General features: G+C 66.1%; 18 protein-coding genes. 6 read left to right on the top strand and 12 right to left on the bottom strand.

The window, feature by feature from the left end; genetic code table 11:
- Window positions 1-13 precede the first annotated feature (13 nt).
- Entirely contained in the window at window positions 14-532 is a 519-nt protein-coding gene (locus CBI38_RS08540) for a twin-arginine translocation pathway signal (protein ID WP_109328055.1), read from the bottom strand.
- Window positions 529-1,125: a hypothetical protein gene (locus tag CBI38_RS08535; protein ID WP_109328053.1), complete on the bottom strand. Its 597-nt coding sequence runs from the start codon at window positions 1,123-1,125 to the stop codon at window positions 529-531. Before CBI38_RS08535 ends, CBI38_RS08540 begins: the two co-directional genes overlap by 4 nt.
- Window positions 1,126-1,309: 184 nt before the next feature.
- On the opposite strand from CBI38_RS08535, the gene CBI38_RS08530 reads away from it, so the two are divergent.
- From CBI38_RS08530 to CBI38_RS08505, 6 genes are read left to right on the top strand one after another with little or no spacing between them, the layout of a single operon-like run.
- Window positions 1,310-1,768: an Asp23/Gls24 family envelope stress response protein gene (locus tag CBI38_RS08530; protein ID WP_109328051.1), complete on the top strand. Its 459-nt coding sequence runs from the start codon at window positions 1,310-1,312 to the stop codon at window positions 1,766-1,768.
- On the top strand, window positions 1,765-2,079 hold the full coding sequence (locus CBI38_RS08525; RefSeq protein WP_109328049.1) for an Asp23/Gls24 family envelope stress response protein: 315 nt from the start codon (window positions 1,765-1,767) through the stop codon (window positions 2,077-2,079). Before CBI38_RS08530 ends, CBI38_RS08525 begins: the two co-directional genes overlap by 4 nt.
- Complete coding sequence (locus tag CBI38_RS08520; protein WP_109328047.1) at window positions 2,076-2,255, top strand: DUF2273 domain-containing protein; 180 nt, start codon at window positions 2,076-2,078, stop codon at window positions 2,253-2,255. The genes CBI38_RS08525 and CBI38_RS08520 overlap by 4 nt, the downstream gene beginning before the upstream one ends.
- Window positions 2,248-3,231: a DUF6286 domain-containing Asp23/Gls24 family envelope stress response protein gene (locus CBI38_RS08515; RefSeq protein ID WP_230990110.1), complete on the top strand. Its 984-nt coding sequence runs from the start codon at window positions 2,248-2,250 to the stop codon at window positions 3,229-3,231. Before CBI38_RS08520 ends, CBI38_RS08515 begins: the two co-directional genes overlap by 8 nt.
- Window positions 3,228-3,806, top strand: a complete 579-nt coding sequence (locus CBI38_RS08510) for a hypothetical protein (protein ID WP_109328045.1) — start codon at window positions 3,228-3,230, stop codon at window positions 3,804-3,806. The genes CBI38_RS08515 and CBI38_RS08510 overlap by 4 nt, the downstream gene beginning before the upstream one ends.
- Window positions 3,807-3,842: 36 nt before the next feature.
- Window positions 3,843-4,115, top strand: a complete 273-nt coding sequence (locus tag CBI38_RS08505) for a YciI family protein (protein ID WP_109328043.1) — start codon at window positions 3,843-3,845, stop codon at window positions 4,113-4,115.
- Between the two features lie 106 nt (window positions 4,116-4,221).
- Here the strand turns inward: CBI38_RS08505 and tuf are convergent, their stop codons facing one another.
- The 10 genes from tuf to CBI38_RS08455 all read right to left on the bottom strand — a co-directional run bounded on the left by tuf (window position 4,222) and on the right by CBI38_RS08455 (window position 14,770).
- Entirely contained in the window at window positions 4,222-5,412 is a 1,191-nt protein-coding gene (gene tuf, locus CBI38_RS08500) for an elongation factor Tu (protein ID WP_109328041.1), read from the bottom strand.
- Between the two features lie 90 nt (window positions 5,413-5,502).
- Window positions 5,503-7,605, bottom strand: a complete 2,103-nt coding sequence (gene fusA / locus CBI38_RS08495) for an elongation factor G (RefSeq protein WP_109328039.1) — start codon at window positions 7,603-7,605, stop codon at window positions 5,503-5,505.
- A 162-nt stretch (window positions 7,606-7,767) separates the two neighbouring features.
- A complete protein-coding gene (gene rpsG / locus CBI38_RS08490; protein WP_072738343.1) occupies window positions 7,768-8,238 on the bottom strand; it encodes a 30S ribosomal protein S7 in 471 nt (156 codons plus the stop codon).
- Complete coding sequence (gene rpsL / locus CBI38_RS08485; RefSeq protein WP_005252198.1) at window positions 8,238-8,612, bottom strand: 30S ribosomal protein S12; 375 nt, start codon at window positions 8,610-8,612, stop codon at window positions 8,238-8,240. The genes rpsG and rpsL overlap by 1 nt, the downstream gene beginning before the upstream one ends.
- A gap of 365 nt (window positions 8,613-8,977) precedes the next feature.
- Window positions 8,978-9,520 carry a DUF3558 domain-containing protein gene (locus CBI38_RS08480; RefSeq protein ID WP_230990213.1) on the bottom strand — a complete coding sequence of 181 codons (543 nt, stop codon included), beginning with the start codon at window positions 9,518-9,520 and terminating at the stop codon, window positions 8,978-8,980.
- 26 nt (window positions 9,521-9,546) lie between these two features.
- Window positions 9,547-10,071, bottom strand: coding sequence for a DUF3558 domain-containing protein (locus CBI38_RS08475; protein WP_109328037.1), 525 nt, complete (start codon window positions 10,069-10,071; stop codon window positions 9,547-9,549).
- Between the two features lie 39 nt (window positions 10,072-10,110).
- Complete coding sequence (locus CBI38_RS08470) at window positions 10,111-10,749, bottom strand: TetR/AcrR family transcriptional regulator (protein ID WP_109328035.1); 639 nt, start codon at window positions 10,747-10,749, stop codon at window positions 10,111-10,113.
- A 60-nt stretch (window positions 10,750-10,809) separates the two neighbouring features.
- On the bottom strand, window positions 10,810-11,610 hold the full coding sequence (locus tag CBI38_RS08465) for an enoyl-CoA hydratase family protein (RefSeq protein ID WP_109328033.1): 801 nt from the start codon (window positions 11,608-11,610) through the stop codon (window positions 10,810-10,812).
- Window positions 11,610-12,770, bottom strand: coding sequence for an acyl-CoA dehydrogenase family protein (locus CBI38_RS08460; RefSeq protein WP_109328031.1), 1,161 nt, complete (start codon window positions 12,768-12,770; stop codon window positions 11,610-11,612). Before CBI38_RS08460 ends, CBI38_RS08465 begins: the two co-directional genes overlap by 1 nt.
- On the bottom strand, window positions 12,767-14,770 hold the full coding sequence (locus CBI38_RS08455; protein WP_230990109.1) for an acetyl/propionyl/methylcrotonyl-CoA carboxylase subunit alpha: 2,004 nt from the start codon (window positions 14,768-14,770) through the stop codon (window positions 12,767-12,769). Before CBI38_RS08455 ends, CBI38_RS08460 begins: the two co-directional genes overlap by 4 nt.
- Between the last annotated feature and the right edge of the window lie 8 nt (window positions 14,771-14,778).

Below are 14,778 nucleotides of genomic sequence, written 5' to 3'. Positions count from 1 at the left end.
CTACTCGCGCCGACTAGACAGGATCGAAGCCGGAGATCAGCCAGTCGTCGCCGGAGCGCGTGAGTTCGACGTTGATACTCGTCGCCGTCGTGGCCGGTTCGGGTTCCGCGGCACTCGTCGTCGTCTGGTTCACGAACAAGAGCACTGTCGCTGTGTCGGCCTGTACGTCCACGGGACCGGCCGCCGCCACCGTCGCCTCGGTGGCTACCTGGCTCTCCTGCGCGGCCGGCACCACGACCTCCGTGGTGAACTTCGAGTAGTAGTCGAGGAACTCTCCTGTCAGACGACCGCGGGCGGTGTCGACGACGCTCGCCACTGTGTCCGGCGTGTAGGACAGAAGGGCGACAGCGCCCTGCGACGCGGTGTCGGTCACCGCCGCGCGCACGTCGTCATCGACACGCTGGTCCGGTCGATACGTCGTCACGTAGAGGGTTGCGGCCAGCGCCGCCGCTACCGCGGTGAATGCCGCCAGGACGGAGACCAACCTGCGTGGGTTCCGCGACCACCATCGCGCCTTCTCGTCTGCGTTCACTGCACGAACCCCGCCTTCACGATCTTGTATCGGCCGTCATCGAGTTGCACCGTGACCCGCATCCGCTGTCCGCGCGGTTCTTCCGCAGCGCCGCCGGCATTCGAGACCTTCTGTGCGACCGCGACTATCACGTCGGCGGAATCGCCGCTCTGCGATTCGATCGCGGCCTGCCGCACCTCGCCCTCGGACTGGACCCGCGCTTCCTGCATGACGGCGACGAGGTCCTTCGAGCGCGCCTCGAACTCGACGCGGAACTCTCCGGCCGCGCCGTCGAGTACTCGCTGCACGTCCTCGTCGGCGCGCTCGAAGTTCATGGTCGTCAAGTTCACGACCCCTTGGCGGGCGGCGTCCAGTATCTCCGCCCGCTCCCGGACATCGCGCTCGGCCTGCCAGTGCGAGTAGCCGAAGTACCCACTGAGGGCGACCAGCGACAGCGCCGCCACCGACAGCACACCGGCGGCAACTGCAGTCCCGGAACTCCACCCGGCCGACGGCGGGGCAGCTCCCCCGCCCGGAGCCACCTGCGCTGTGTTCTCCTCCGGCGGAGTCGGCTTTTCCGGGGAAACGCTGTCCACGGCGGGCACGTCAGCCATCGATGTCCTTCGGTAGTGCGTGTTGTTACCTGGATCACTCGAATGCTACCCGTGGGCAATATCAGATATTTTCCGCCCACCGGCGCTCGCGACTTCCCGTCGGCGCATAGCTTGTGTCGGGCCACACGTACGGTCGGGTATCACTACTGTTGAGGACAAGGCAGGCGACTCGGAAGGATCCACGATGACCAGCGATTCAGGCGCGCGCAGCCGCGTGCAGTTCGGTGCCGGAGCGACGCCGGAACTCGTCAGCTCCCAGGGGCGGACCATCATCGCCGACGCCGTGGTCGCCAAGATTGCCGGCATCGCCACTCGCGAGATCAACGGCGTCTACGACGTGGGTGGCGGCACCGCCCGCGCAGTCGGCGCTCTCCGTGACCGGATCCCCGGCGCACGGGTCAATCACGCGCAAGGGGTCGCCGTCGAGGTCGGTGAAAAGCAGGCCGCCATCGACATCGGCATCGTGGCCGAATACGGCGTCGCACTACACGAACTCGCCGTCGGAATTCGCCGCAACGTCATCGCCGCCGTCGAGCGTATGACCGGGCTCGAGGTGACGGAAGTGAACATCACCGTCTTCGACGTCATGCTCGAGGAACCCGACATCGTGGCCGAGTCGGACCTCAAACCGAGGGTGCAGTGACAGGGTCGCCCTTGCCGGACACCGGCACCGAAGATCTGTCGGAACGGGTTGCCGCCGCCGTCCTCGCCACTCCCGGCGTCGCAGCCCTGCACGGCGGCCAATTCGGGGAAATCGCGACCTATCTGCCCGGCCGTCGTGTCACCGGAGTGACCATCGGCCCGTCGTCGTGCGCCGTTCACTTAGCCGTGCGCTACCCGGCGAATGTCGTCGATACCGCCGAAAACGTACGGGCCGCCGTCGAATCGCTGGTGAACGTCCCCGTAGACGTGACCATCGAAGATCTCTTGACCGAGACAGGACACACGCAATGAACAGTACAGTCACAGGGTTGGTCGTCGGGTTACTCCTCGCGATCGCCGGAATCCTCGGCGGCTTCAGCGGATTCGTCTTCGCGGTTCTTCTCGGCGCGGTAGGAATGGCCGTCGGTGCACACCGGGACGGTCACCTCGACCTCGGCGCCATCCTCCGAAGCCGTGGCCGTGGCTGAACCCTCCCCCACCGGATCGGCTGCCGGTGTCGGCGAGGCGGCCGCCGACTACGACGCGTCCGGATTGCGCGGCGAGTTGGTCATCAAAGAGCGCGCCATCGTGAAGATCGCCGTCGCCGCAGCCTTGCAGGTACCCGGCGTGGTCAGGCAGTCCGGCGGACTGTCCCGGCTCACCGGTCGCGAACTCCCCCGCGCCGATGTGTCGACGGGCGCCGATGCCGTCGCCATCAACCTGTACATCGCGATGCGCTGGCCGTGCCGTCTCGACCTCCTGAGCCGGCGGCTGCGTGCGGAAGTGAGCCGCCGCATCGAGGATCTGACCGGGATGCCGGTCTGCGAACTGAACATCGTGGTCGCCGGAACAGAGGCAGCCCCGGACGAGGGCAGTTCACCGGACACGCCCTACCAGGACGACGACTCCCGCGCTCCGGACGCGCCCATTGTCCCGCTCCGACCGCGCACACCGCGGGCCACACCGGCCGCGGTACCGGCCGCGATCATCATCGCGGTCGCAGCTCTGGGCCTGGCACTCGTCTCGGCGCGCGAACTGCTCATCATGCGAGGCACTTTCGCGAATGCACCCTGGATACGGAACACCGTCGAGTGGCTGGGACGGCTGCACTGGTCGGAGTGGATAGTCCCGGCCGCGGTGAGCGCGATAGTACTCGGCATCGTCTTCATCGTCGCGGCTGTCAAACCCCGACCACGCACACATCTGCCACTGCGAGTCGGCGACACACCGATCGTCTGGTTTCGACCCACCGACCTCGCTCGCCATTGCAGCAGCCACGCCCGCACCGCTCTCGGCGTGCAGTCCGCGCACACCACGGTCGACCGCAAACACGTCACCGTTCGAGTGGTGCGCAGCGAAGCATTCTCGGCCGGTGACGTCGCCATCTCGGTCCGCGAAGCCGTGGAACCGACCCTGTCACTACTGGGTACCGCCCCCGAACTCCGAGTGCAGGTGAAGCCATGACGCATCGCACCGCCGCCGTCAATCGTCTGATCGTCCTCGTCGTCGGCCTCCTCCTCTTCGGTGTGGGCGCCTACGCCGTCGCCTGGGACCTCGGTGTACCGATCGTCCGGGAATGGGTGTCGCATTACGACCGCACACGGGTCACCTCGTTGCCTGAGGAGAACTGGTGGGGGTGGGCGCTCGCCGCAACGGTCGTCGGGGGTGTGCTGTTCGGTACGGTGCTGCTGGCACTCGATCTCACCAGGCGACGCACCGCGCCCGTTGCGGTGCCGGACCGCGACTCCGGAACCTTCGTCACCGTGGACCTCGGGTCTCTCGCCAACGGGGTGTCGAGTGAGCTCGAGCGGTACCCGGGGGTGCGGCAGACCCGTGCACGTGCCGTCAACGAACGCGGACTGCCCACCCTGTCCGTCGTCGTGACCGCTGATCCGACGATCGACCTCGCCGACTTCACCCGTACATCGGAGCGCATCGCCGCCTGGGTTGCGGCGACGGTCGGTGACAACGAGGTGGCCACCCAGGTCCTGCTGCACCTCGATCGGGCCGATCAGCCGGCACAAAGTTCCGAGAGCTGACCCGCGCACCCGCACATACTCGGTACGTTCGGGCTCATGGAATATGTGGTGTTCTATGCGACCGATCCGGACAGTGCAGCGCGTATCCCCGAGGTGTACCCGCGGCATCTGGCGTACCTCGACGAGTTCTCCACTCGAGGGGGTCTGCTGAGTATCGGCCCGTTCGACGACCCCGTGGCCCACGGGTCGATGGCGATCTTCACGAGCCGGGAGCGAGCCGAGGAATTCGTCGCGAACGACCCCTTCGTCCTCGAGGGCATCGCGCTCCCGGGAGAAATCCGCGAGTGGGACGCCCTGGGCTTCCGCTGACACCCCACGAGGTCGGACGAGAAAACGCCAGTGGCGCCCATCCCGGAGGATGAGCGCCACTGGCGCGTAGTGCAGCGTGATCAGTCGATCACAGGCAGGCGGGTGCCTACTTGTTGATCTTCGTGACCTTGCCGGCGCCGACGGTGCGGCCGCCTTCGCGGATCGCGAAGCGCAGGCCCTCGTCCATGGCGACGGGCTGGATCAGCTTGACGGACATCTCGGTGTTGTCACCGGGCATGACCATCTCGGTGCCCTCGGGCAGCGTCACAACGCCCGTCACGTCCGTGGTACGGAAGTAGAACTGCGGACGGTAGTTGTTGAAGAACGGCGTGTGGCGGCCGCCCTCGTCCTTGGACAGGATGTACGCCTGGCCCTCGAACTCGGTGTGCGGGGTGGTGGTGCCGGGCTTGACGACAACCTGTCCACGCTCGACATCTTCGCGCTTGATACCACGCACGAGCAGACCGACGTTGTCACCGGCCTGGCCCGAGTCGAGGAGCTTGCGGAACATCTCGATACCCGTGACCGTGGTCTTGGTCTTGGTTTCCTTGATGCCGACGATCTCGACGTCCTCGTTGACGTTGATCACGCCACGCTCGATACGACCGGTGACGACGGTGCCACGACCGGTGATCGTGAAGACGTCCTCGACGGGCATGAGGAAGGGCTTCTCGGTCTCGCGAACCGGGTCCGGGATGGACTCGTCGACCGCAGCCATGAGCTCGAGGATGTTCTTGGTCCACTCCGGGTCGCCCTCGAGCGCCTTCAGTGCGGAAACCTTGACCACCGGAGCGTCCTCGTCGAACTCCTGCGCAGCGAGGAGCTCACGGACCTCCATCTCGACGAGCTCGATGATCTCTTCGTCGTCGACCATGTCGGCCTTGTTGAGAGCGACGAGGATGTAGGGCACGCCGACCTGGCGGGCGAGCAGCACGTGCTCACGCGTCTGGGGCATCGGGCCGTCGGTGGCGGCGACCACGAGGATGGCACCGTCCATCTGCGCCGCACCGGTGATCATGTTCTTGATGTAGTCGGCGTGACCGGGAGCGTCGACGTGCGCGTAGTGGCGCTTCTCGGTCTGGTACTCAACATGCGAGATGTTGATCGTGATACCGCGAGCCTTCTCCTCAGGAGCCTTGTCGATCTCGTCGAAGGCCGAGGCCTCGTTGAGATCCGGGTACGCGTCGTGCAGAACCTTGGTGATGGCCGCGGTCAGCGTGGTCTTGCCGTGGTCGACGTGACCGATGGTGCCGATGTTCACGTGCGGCTTCGTCCGCTCGAACTTCGCCTTCGCCACTGTGTGTCCTCCTGGACTGATTGATGCTTGCGGTATGCAGCAGTGCGGTTGTTATTACTGGGTCGTGCTTTCGGCCGGCTGGAACCGAGGTTACTCGCCGGTCGCCTTGGCGATGATTTCCTTCGAGACGTTCGCGGGAACTTCTGCGTAGGAATCGAACACCATGGAGAAGTTCGCCCGGCCCTGGGTCTTCGACCGCAGATCACCGATGTAACCGAACATCTCCGAGAGCGGAACCAGCGCCTTCACGACACGGGCACCACTGCGTTCCTCCATGGCCTGGATCTGGCCACGGCGGGAGTTCAGGTCGCCGATCACGTCACCCATGTATTCCTCGGGTGTGGTGACCTCGACAGCCATGAGCGGCTCGAGAATGACCGGGCCGGCCTTGCGGGCGGCTTCCTTCAGTGCCTGCGAACCGGCAACCTTGAAGGCCATTTCAGACGAGTCGACATCGTGGTATGCACCGTCGAGCAGCGACAGCTTGAGGTTGACCAGCGGGTAACCGGCCAGGACGCCGTACTGCATCGCGTCCTGTGCGCCTGCATCCACGGAGGGGATGTACTCGCGCGGGATGCGGCCACCGCTGACCTTGTTCTCGAACTCGTAGGTGGCGCCGTCTTCGCCGACGAACGGTTCCAGCGCGATGATCACCTTGGCGAACTGGCCCGATCCACCCGTCTGCTTCTTGTGGGTGTAGTCGTGCTTCTCGACCTTCTTGGTGATGGTCTCGCGGTAGGCGACCTGCGGCTTGCCGACGTTGGCCTCGACCTTGAACTCGCGACGCATACGGTCGACGAGGATGTCGAGGTGGAGCTCGCCCATACCGCCGATGACGGTCTGGCCGGTCTCCTCGTCGAGCTCGACGGAGAACGTGGGGTCCTCTTCGGCCAGCTTCTGGATCGCGGTGCCCAGCTTCTCCTGGTCGGACTTGGTCTTGGGCTCGATCGAGACCTGGATGACCGGGTCCGGGAAGCTCATGGACTCGAGCACGATGGGGCTGCTCTGATCGCAAAGGGTGTCACCGGTGGTGGTGTCCTTCAGACCGATCATCGCGTAGATGTGGCCGGCCACGGCCTCGTCGACCGGGTTCTCCTTGTTGGCGTGCATCTGGAAGAGCTTTCCGATGCGCTCCTTCTTGCCCTTGGTCGCGTTCATGACCTGGGCACCCGGATCGATCCGGCCGGAGTACACGCGAACGAACGTCAGCTTGCCGAAGAACGGGTGCGCTGCGATCTTGAAGGCAAGAGCCGAGAACGGCTCGTCCTTGCTCGGCTTACGAGTGAGAACTTCCTCCTCGTTGCCCAGCGCGTGGCCCTGAACCTCACCGATGTCCAGCGGGTTCGGCAGGTAGTCGATGACCGCGTCGAGCATGGGCTGCACGCCCTTGTTCTTGAACGCGGAACCGCACAGCACCGGGTACAGCTCGGACGCGACCGTCATCTTGCGGATGGCAGCCTTGATCTCCTCGACGGAGAGCTCCTCGCCGGCGAAGTACTTCTCCATGAGAGCTTCGTCGGACTCGGCAACGGTCTCGAGCAGCTTCTCGCGGTACTCGGCGGCCTTGTCGGCCAGATCCGCGGGGATCTCCTCGATGGTGGGCTCGGCACCGGTCGGCACGACACCGCGCCAGGTGATGGCACGCATCTCGACCAGGTCGACGACACCGTCGAAGTCGTCCTCGGCGCCGATCGGCAGCTGCAGGACGAGAGGCTTGGCACCGAGACGGTCGATGATGGTCTGGACCGTGAAGTAGAAGTCCGCGCCCATCTTGTCCATCTTGTTGACGAAACAGATGCGCGGAACGTCGTACTTGGCGGCCTGACGCCACACCTGCTCCGACTGGGGCTCGACGCCCTCCTTGCCGTCGAACACGGCCACAGCTCCGTCGAGCACGCGAAGCGAACGCTCCACCTCGACGGTGAAGTCGACGTGACCGGGGGTGTCGATGATGTTGATCTGGTTGTTGTTCCAGAAGCAGGTCACCGCGGCAGAGGTGATCGTGATGCCGCGTTCCTTCTCCTGCTCCATCCAGTCCGTCGTCGACGCGCCGTCGTGCGTCTCACCGATCTTGTAGTTGACACCGGTGTAGAACAGGATGCGCTCGGTGGTGGTGGTCTTGCCGGCATCGATGTGCGCCATGATGCCGATGTTGCGGACCTTGTTCAGGTCGGTCAGCACTTCCTGTGCCACAGGATTCTTCCCCGCTCGTAGCTCGTGTATCGGGTGTCGGCCTCCCCGGTGTTCCACCAGCGGGGCCATTGTCTCGAGTTGTAGATCAGCCGGGCCCGGGTAGGGCCCGACGTAGCAACGACGCCGGAGCAGTCACGGTGAGGTGACTGCTCCGACGTGACGTCACCAGCGGTAGTGGGCGAATGCCTTGTTGGCTTCAGCCATCTTGTGAGTGTCCTCACGGCGCTTCACAGCGGCACCGAGGCCGTTGCTGGCGTCGAGGAGCTCATTGGCGAGACGCTCGACCATCGTCTTCTCACGGCGCTGCCGCGAGAAGGTCACGAGCCAGCGGAGCGCGAGGGTGGTGGAACGGCCCGGACGGACCTCGACCGGCACCTGGTAGGTGGCGCCACCGACACGGCGGCTGCGAACCTCGAGGGCAGGCTTGACGTTGTCCAGAGCGCGCTTGAGGGTGACGACCGGATCGGTGCCGGTCTTCTCGCGTGCCTGCTCGAGCGCCTGGTAGACGATGCGCTCGGCGGTGGACTTCTTGCCGTCCAGGAGGATCTTGTTGACGAGCTGCGTCACCAGGGGCGAACCGTAGACCGGGTCGTTGATGAGCGGGCGCTTCGGAGCGGGGCCCTTACGTGGCATTAGCTCTTCTCCTTCTTGGCGCCGTAGCGGCTGCGTGCCTGCTTGCGGCCCTTGACACCCTGGGTGTCGAGGGAGCCGCGGATGATCTTGTAGCGCACACCCGGGAGGTCCTTCACACGACCACCGCGGACGAGCACCATGGAGTGCTCCTGCAGGTTGTGGCCCTCACCCGGGATGTAAGCGGTGACCTCGACGGAGCTGGTCAAGCGCACACGCGCGACCTTACGGAGCGCCGAGTTCGGCTTCTTCGGGGTGGTGGTGTACACGCGGGTGCACACGCCACGACGCTGCGGGCTGCCCTTCAGAGCTGCCGTCTTGACCTTGGCGGTCTTGTCGCGGCGGCCCTTGCGGACCAACTGATTGATGGTTGGCATTTACCGGCTTTCTTCGTGTTGAACAGACTGCTCTGGACAAGCAACCTTGGCTGTTCTGAAATTAGGGATCTAGCAGTTGGGGCAAGGAAGCTACTGCCCCGCACTCGATCGACGGTGCGTGACGTGCACGCACCCCACGGTCGGGTGTGTCGCATACCCCCACACAGGCAGCCGGATGCTCGTTCCATGCAGCAAATCTGCACGAACGCGCGCACGGCAATACCTCGCTAGGCACACAGATCGGCCCGGGCATGCCGGACACGACCCACAACGATACCCGGCGGCGCGCCGGAAGGTCAAAGCGGGCGGGCGGTGGTAAGGGCTGCGAGGTGGGAAAGAGGGCTTTCGGTTCGAGTGCCAGCACACTAGCTGCTCAGGTTGAGCGTCAGATCGGCGAGGGTGGACGCCGCCTCGCACGGATCCGCCGCGGCAGCGGTGAACTGCACCCACCAGCCGACCACACCCGAGGACGGCGATCCCACGCTCACCCCGCAGGCTCCTGGGTCGTTCGGTGGCCGCATCACCACGGCTCTGCGGCCCTGGATGGTCGACGACTCCACCTTGTAGCCCAGCTCCTCGCCCGTCTCCTTCTCGGTGTCGAGCGAACCTGTCTCGAACCAGTTGAAGGTGATCTTCACCGGACCGTTGGCGCCGACGGCATCCCAGCGGCAGATCGCGCCGAAGAAGCCGCGCTCGATGGCGTCGGCGGCGACGGCCTCGGCGATCTGTTCGTCGGTGACTGCGTCGCACTCCTCGAGGAGAGCGGTGAATCTCTCCGTGTCACCGGTGACAGAGGCACCTTCGGGTCGGGGCGAACCGTCGATCGACGATCCGCATCCCGCGATCAGCCCGGCCACCGACACGATCGCGGCCGTAGCCTCGGCCGCGCGCCGACGTCCGCCGCTCATCAGCCCTCCGCTCATCTGGCCCCAGCTCATTTCGCCCTCGACACGCTGAGTTCGGCGAGGTCCCGCGCAACCTTGCAGGGGTCGGCGGCCGGCCGGGCGTCGGCATACATCACCGACCAGTGAATGAAATCGCCGCCGAACTCCACACCGAGTTCGCACAGAATCCCCTCCGAAGAGGCGATGAAGCCAGGGTTCCCCTGGACGTCGATGTCGGTGGCCGGCCGGCCGATCAGTTCCGATCCCGCCCGTTCGCGGCCGATCGGACTGCCGCGGTACCAGGAGAACGTCACGCTGGGCCCGCCGATTCCCGCGGTTTCCCATTCACAGCCGACTGAGTTGCGGGTGACGCCGGTGAAGGAGGGCATACCGAATGCCGTCGACACTTCGTCGTCCGTGACGGAGCCGCACTGACCGAAGAACGGTCCCGGTTCGGTGATCTGCCCGGTGGCGGGTGGGGCGGCAGTATCGGTCCCGGCGTCGTCGCCGCCCCCGCAGCCGGCCAGTGCAGCCACGACACCGACCGCGGCGAGCACTCCCCATTTCCTGCCCATGAACGCTGACTCTACCGATCCGGCCGGGGTGTGCCCGGTTCAGTCGACTGCCACCGCGTCGAGTGTCCGTTCGGCGCCGTCAGTGCCCCGTGGGAGCGCGGCGTCGAGTTGCGCAGCCCATTGACGTACCACCTCGGCGCGGCGTTTCGAGTCGTCGGTGAGGACGTCGGCGAGGCCGAGCCCGCGGGCCAGGTCGAGAGTGGCCTGCACGAGGCGGTGTGCCACCGGGTCGGAGTCGTCGAAGCCGAAATGCTCGACGGCGGTGCGATGGGCGACACGTCCGAAGCGTTCCTCGAGCGGCACGATCCGCGCCCGCAGCTCGGGGTCGGCCGAGGCTGCGGTCCACACCTGCAGGGCCGCTTTGAAGAGAGTGCCCGTGTAGTAGTCGACGAGCCGCGACACCACCGCCTCGGTGCGGCCCGCTCCCGACGGCAGGTCGGTGGCCTCCCGCCGGGCCTGCTCCATCCTGGCGTCGAACATCACCTCGAGGGCGGCGGTGATCAGATCTTCCCGCGTCGGGAAATGGTGCTGAGTGGCACCGCGCGACACCCCGGCGCGTTGCGCCACCAGGCTGACGGTGGTGGCGCCCCACCCCAGTTCGGCGAGGCAGTCGATGGTGACCTCGAGCAGATGCTCACGCGTGACCCGGCTACGGTCCTGCTTCGGTTCGCGGGTCATGCGGTCACTTCCTCTCGTTGCGCTGCGCGCCCGTGCGCGGTTGACGAGTCCTGAGACTCGTCAACCGCGCACGGGGCCGGAGGCCCAGGTGGGCGGCCGCTTCTGCAGGAACGCCATCATGCCTTCCCGGGCTTCCTCGGACTCGAAGAGCCTCGCGGACTGCGCTGTCAGTTCGTCGGTGTAGCGGTCGAAATCGGCGAGCAGTGCCTTCGTGATCAGGGCCTTGCTCTCCGCCAGCCCCTGTGGTGACGCCTGCCGGAACTGGTCGAGAATTTCCTCGACGATGTCGTCCGGGTCCTGCGCCGACTCACTGATCAGTCCGATCGCCTCGGCCTCGTGCGCGCCGAACTTCTCGCCCGTGAGGAAGTACCGTCCTGCCGCGCGTGCGTCGATGCGGGGAAGGACGGTCAACGAGATGATCGAGGCGGCGAGCCCGAGACGCACCTCGGTGAGGGCGAAGGTGCTGCGAGGTCCGGCGACCGCGATGTCGCAGGCACCCACCAGACCCATGCCTCCCGCTCGGACGTGACCGTCGATCCGCGCCACCACCGGTTTGGGCAGCTCGACGATGGCGCGCAGCAGTTCCGCCATCTGACGGGTCCGGGACCGGACGTCTCCACCGGTCTCACTGAGATCCGCCCCGGCGCAGAAAGTGCCGCCGGTGTGGGTCAGAACGACGCCGCGGACGTCGTTGTCCGCAGCGGCGTCCCGCAATCCCTGCAGAAGCTGATCGACCAGCCTCCCGGAAATCGCGTTCCTGTTGTGCGGCGAGTCCAGGGTGAGGGTGGCGAACCCGCGACTCACCTCGTACCGGACGTACCGGTCGGCGTGTACTTCGGTCATGTGCCGTCCGTTCGACATCAGTACGACTTCGGCAACCCGAGCGAGTGCTGGGAGACGAAGTTCAGGACCATTTCCCGGCTGACCGGCGCCACCCGGGCGATGCGGGCCGCACCGAGCATCGCTGCCAGGCCGTATTCCTTGGTCAGGCCTGCCCCACCGTGCGTCTGGATGGCCTGGTCGAGGGCCTTGATGCTCGCCTCGGCGGCGGCGTACTTGGCCATGTTCGCGGCCTCCGCGGCCCCGAAGTCGTCGCCGCTGTCGTAGAGCACCGCGGCCTTCTGCATCATCAGCTTGGCGAGTTCGAGCTCGATCTTGATTTGAGCTAGTGGGTGCGAAATCCCCTGGTGAGCGCCGATCGGCGTCTTCCACACCGTGCGCTCGTTCGCAAACTTCACGGCCGCGTCGAGCGCGTACCGACCCATGCCGACAGCCATGGCCGCACCCAGGATGCGTTCGGGATTCAGGCCCGCGAACAATTGCATCAGCGCGGCGTCGGCCTCTCCGACGAGTGCGTCCGCCGGAAGCCGCACGTTGTCGAGAAACAGCATGAACTGGTGGTCGGGCTCGACGATGTCCATCTCCATCGGCGTCTTGACAAAGTTCTCGGCGTCGGTGGGGACGATGAAGAGCGCAGGCTTCAGCTTGCCGGTCTTCGAGTCCTCGGTCCGCGCGACGATCAGGACGGCATCGGCCTGATCGACCCCGGAGATATAGATCTTGTTCCCCGTCAGCACCCAGTCCTCGCCGTCCCGGCGCGCGGTGGTCGTGATCTGATGCGAGTTCGAACCCGCATCGGCCTCGGTGATGCCGAATGCCATGATCTTCGACCCGTCGGCGAGTCCTGGGAGCCACTTCTGCTTCTGCTCCTCGGTTCCGTACTTGCCGATGATGGTGCCGCAGATGGCGGGCGACACCACCACGAGCAGCAGCCCGGCACCGTGCGCGGCAAGTTCTTCCTGGACCAGCGCCAGTTCGTAGATGCCCGCTCCCCCGCCGCCGTATTCCTCGGGGAGGTTGACGCCGAGGAACCCGAGCTTGCCCGCCTCGTTCCACAACTCCGTCAGTGGTTCACCGCGCCGCGCCCGAGGAAGCACATAATCGACGTAGTTGAAACGCTCCCCGAGCCTCGACACGGAGGCACGGAGTTCCTTCTGTTCTTCGGTCTCGATGAAGCTCATGATTCTCCTTCAGCCTGCGCTGCTTCGACTACTGCCAGTACCGTCCCCACGTCGACCTGCTGACCGACGGTCACCGACAGTTCGGTGACCACACCGGATGCCGGTGCCTTGATGGTGTGTTCCATCTTCATCGCCTCGAGCCACACGATGGGCTGGCCGACGGTCACGGAATCGCCGACCTCGGCGCCGAGGCGGATTACCGAACCGGGCATCGGGGCGAGTAGGGACCCCTCCGCCACCACGGTGCTCGGGTCGGTGAATCGCGGCTCTGCGCGCAGGCTCACCGGCCCGAGCGCCGAGTCGACGAATACGTCGTCGCCGTAGCGCGCCACCTCGAACGATCTGCGCAGCCCGGCAACGTCCAGCACGACCCTGCGTGCGGTCGCCGCGACGAGGGTGACATCGTCGAAGCCGTCCGCCTTCAGCCCGTACCGGCCGAGCAGGTACCGGACCTCGATCTGACGGTCACCTGTGCTGAACGTCTTACTTTGCGGAGCGGACGGCAGGTTCCTCCATCCACTGGGGAGCGTGGCGTTCACCGCCGCGACCTCGCGGTTGTGCGCCGCGTCCGCCAGTGCGGCGGCGAGCGCCGACAACCTGTGGGCGTCAGCCGACGCGAGCGGCCGCGACAACACCTCGAGGTCGTGGGTCGCGAAGAAGGCGGTGTCCGTGTCGCCTGCAAGGAACGCCGGGTGCCGCAGGACATTGACCAACAGGTCCCGGTTGGTGCGCAGCCCGTGGATCTGCGCACGGCCGAGGGCCGACGCCAGCCGGGTAGCCGCCTGGGACCGCGTTGCCGCGAACGAAATCACCTTCGCGAGCATGGGGTCGTAGTGCACACCCACCACGGAGCCGTCGACCACACCGGAATCGAGGCGGACGCCGGGCGAGCGCAGAACGTCGAACTCGGTGGTCGTGCCCGGCACGTCGAAGTGGTGGACGGTGCCGCTCTGGGGTTGCCAGTTCAGAGCCGGATCCTCGGCGTACAGCCGAACCTCGATGGAGTGGCCCGACACGGTGGGATGCTCCGCGGCAAGAGGAATACCCGACGCCACCTGCAGTTGCAGTTCGACGAGGTCGAGCCCCGTGGTGCATTCGGTGACCGGGTGCTCCACCTGCAGTCGGGTGTTCATCTCGAGAAAATAGAAGTCTCCCGCCTGGTCGGCGAGAAATTCGACCGTGCCGGCACCCTCGTAGTCGATGGCCTTGGCGGCGACTCGGGCTGCTTCGAAAAGCCGCTCCCGCATCCCGGGTATGGCCTCGACCAACGGGGACGGCGCCTCTTCGACCACCTTCTGGTGACGGCGCTGGATGGAACATTCACGCTCCCCCACCGCCCACACCGTTCCATGACGGTCGGCCATCACCTGCACTTCGATGTGCCTGCCCGTTTCCAGGTAGCGCTCGCAGAACACCGTCGGGTCACCGAAGGCCGACAGTGCTTCGCGGCGAGCGCCTTCCAGTTGTTCCGCCAGGTCCGCGAGCTCGCGAACGACACGCATGCCGCGTCCGCCGCCTCCCGCGGACGCCTTGACGAGCACGGGCAGATCGGCCTCGGTGACCGAGTCGGGATCGAGTTCGGCCAGGACGGGGACCCCGGCGGAGGCCATCAGCTTCTTGGACTCCACCTTCGAGCCCATCATCTCGATGGCGGGCGAGGGTGGCCCGATCCAGGTGAGTCCCGCGTCGTGGACGGCGCGCGCGAAATCGGCATTCTCCGAGAGGAACCCGTAGCCCGGGTGAATGGCATCGGCGCCGGCCCGGCGGGCAGCCTCGATGACGAGGTCGCCGCGCAGGTACGTGTCGGCGGGGCTGTTGCCGGGCAACCGGACCGCAGCGTCGGCCTCGGCGACGTGCGGGCTCGATGCGTCGGCGTCGGAAAACACGGCGACGGTGCCGATGCCCGCCCGCCGGCAGGTGGCGGAGATGCGACGGGCGATCTCACCACGGTTGGCAACGAGGACGGACCGGATCAGGTGTGGGGCGTCGAGGGTTGTCATGTGCTGCC

The organism is Rhodococcus oxybenzonivorans (assembly GCF_003130705.1).
In the GTDB taxonomy this organism is placed as follows: domain Bacteria; phylum Actinomycetota; class Actinomycetes; order Mycobacteriales; family Mycobacteriaceae; genus Rhodococcus_F; species Rhodococcus_F oxybenzonivorans.
Note: the sequence above shows the minus strand (reverse complement) of the source record. Positions and strands in the feature narration are given on the sequence as shown.

Coding starts and splice junctions, on each gene's coding strand:
- CBI38_RS08535 (WP_109328053.1), bottom strand. CDS start 1,125: ATGGCTGACGTGCCCGCCGTGGACAGCGTTTCCCCGGAAAAGCCGACT.
- CBI38_RS08530 (WP_109328051.1), top strand. CDS start 1,310: ATGACCAGCGATTCAGGCGCGCGCAGCCGCGTGCAGTTCGGTGCCGGA.
- CBI38_RS08520 (WP_109328047.1), top strand. CDS start 2,076: ATGAACAGTACAGTCACAGGGTTGGTCGTCGGGTTACTCCTCGCGATC.
- CBI38_RS08510 (WP_109328045.1), top strand. CDS start 3,228: ATGACGCATCGCACCGCCGCCGTCAATCGTCTGATCGTCCTCGTCGTC.
- CBI38_RS08505 (WP_109328043.1), top strand. CDS start 3,843: ATGGAATATGTGGTGTTCTATGCGACCGATCCGGACAGTGCAGCGCGT.
- rpsG (WP_072738343.1), bottom strand. CDS start 8,238: ATGCCACGTAAGGGCCCCGCTCCGAAGCGCCCGCTCATCAACGACCCG.
- rpsL (WP_005252198.1), bottom strand. CDS start 8,612: ATGCCAACCATCAATCAGTTGGTCCGCAAGGGCCGCCGCGACAAGACC.
- CBI38_RS08480 (WP_230990213.1), bottom strand. CDS start 9,520: ATGAGCGGCGGACGTCGGCGCGCGGCCGAGGCTACGGCCGCGATCGTG.
- CBI38_RS08475 (WP_109328037.1), bottom strand. CDS start 10,071: ATGGGCAGGAAATGGGGAGTGCTCGCCGCGGTCGGTGTCGTGGCTGCA.
- CBI38_RS08470 (WP_109328035.1), bottom strand. CDS start 10,749: ATGACCCGCGAACCGAAGCAGGACCGTAGCCGGGTCACGCGTGAGCAT.
- CBI38_RS08465 (WP_109328033.1), bottom strand. CDS start 11,610: ATGTCGAACGGACGGCACATGACCGAAGTACACGCCGACCGGTACGTC.
- CBI38_RS08460 (WP_109328031.1), bottom strand. CDS start 12,770: ATGAGCTTCATCGAGACCGAAGAACAGAAGGAACTCCGTGCCTCCGTG.
- CBI38_RS08455 (WP_230990109.1), bottom strand. CDS start 14,770: ATGACAACCCTCGACGCCCCACACCTGATCCGGTCCGTCCTCGTTGCC.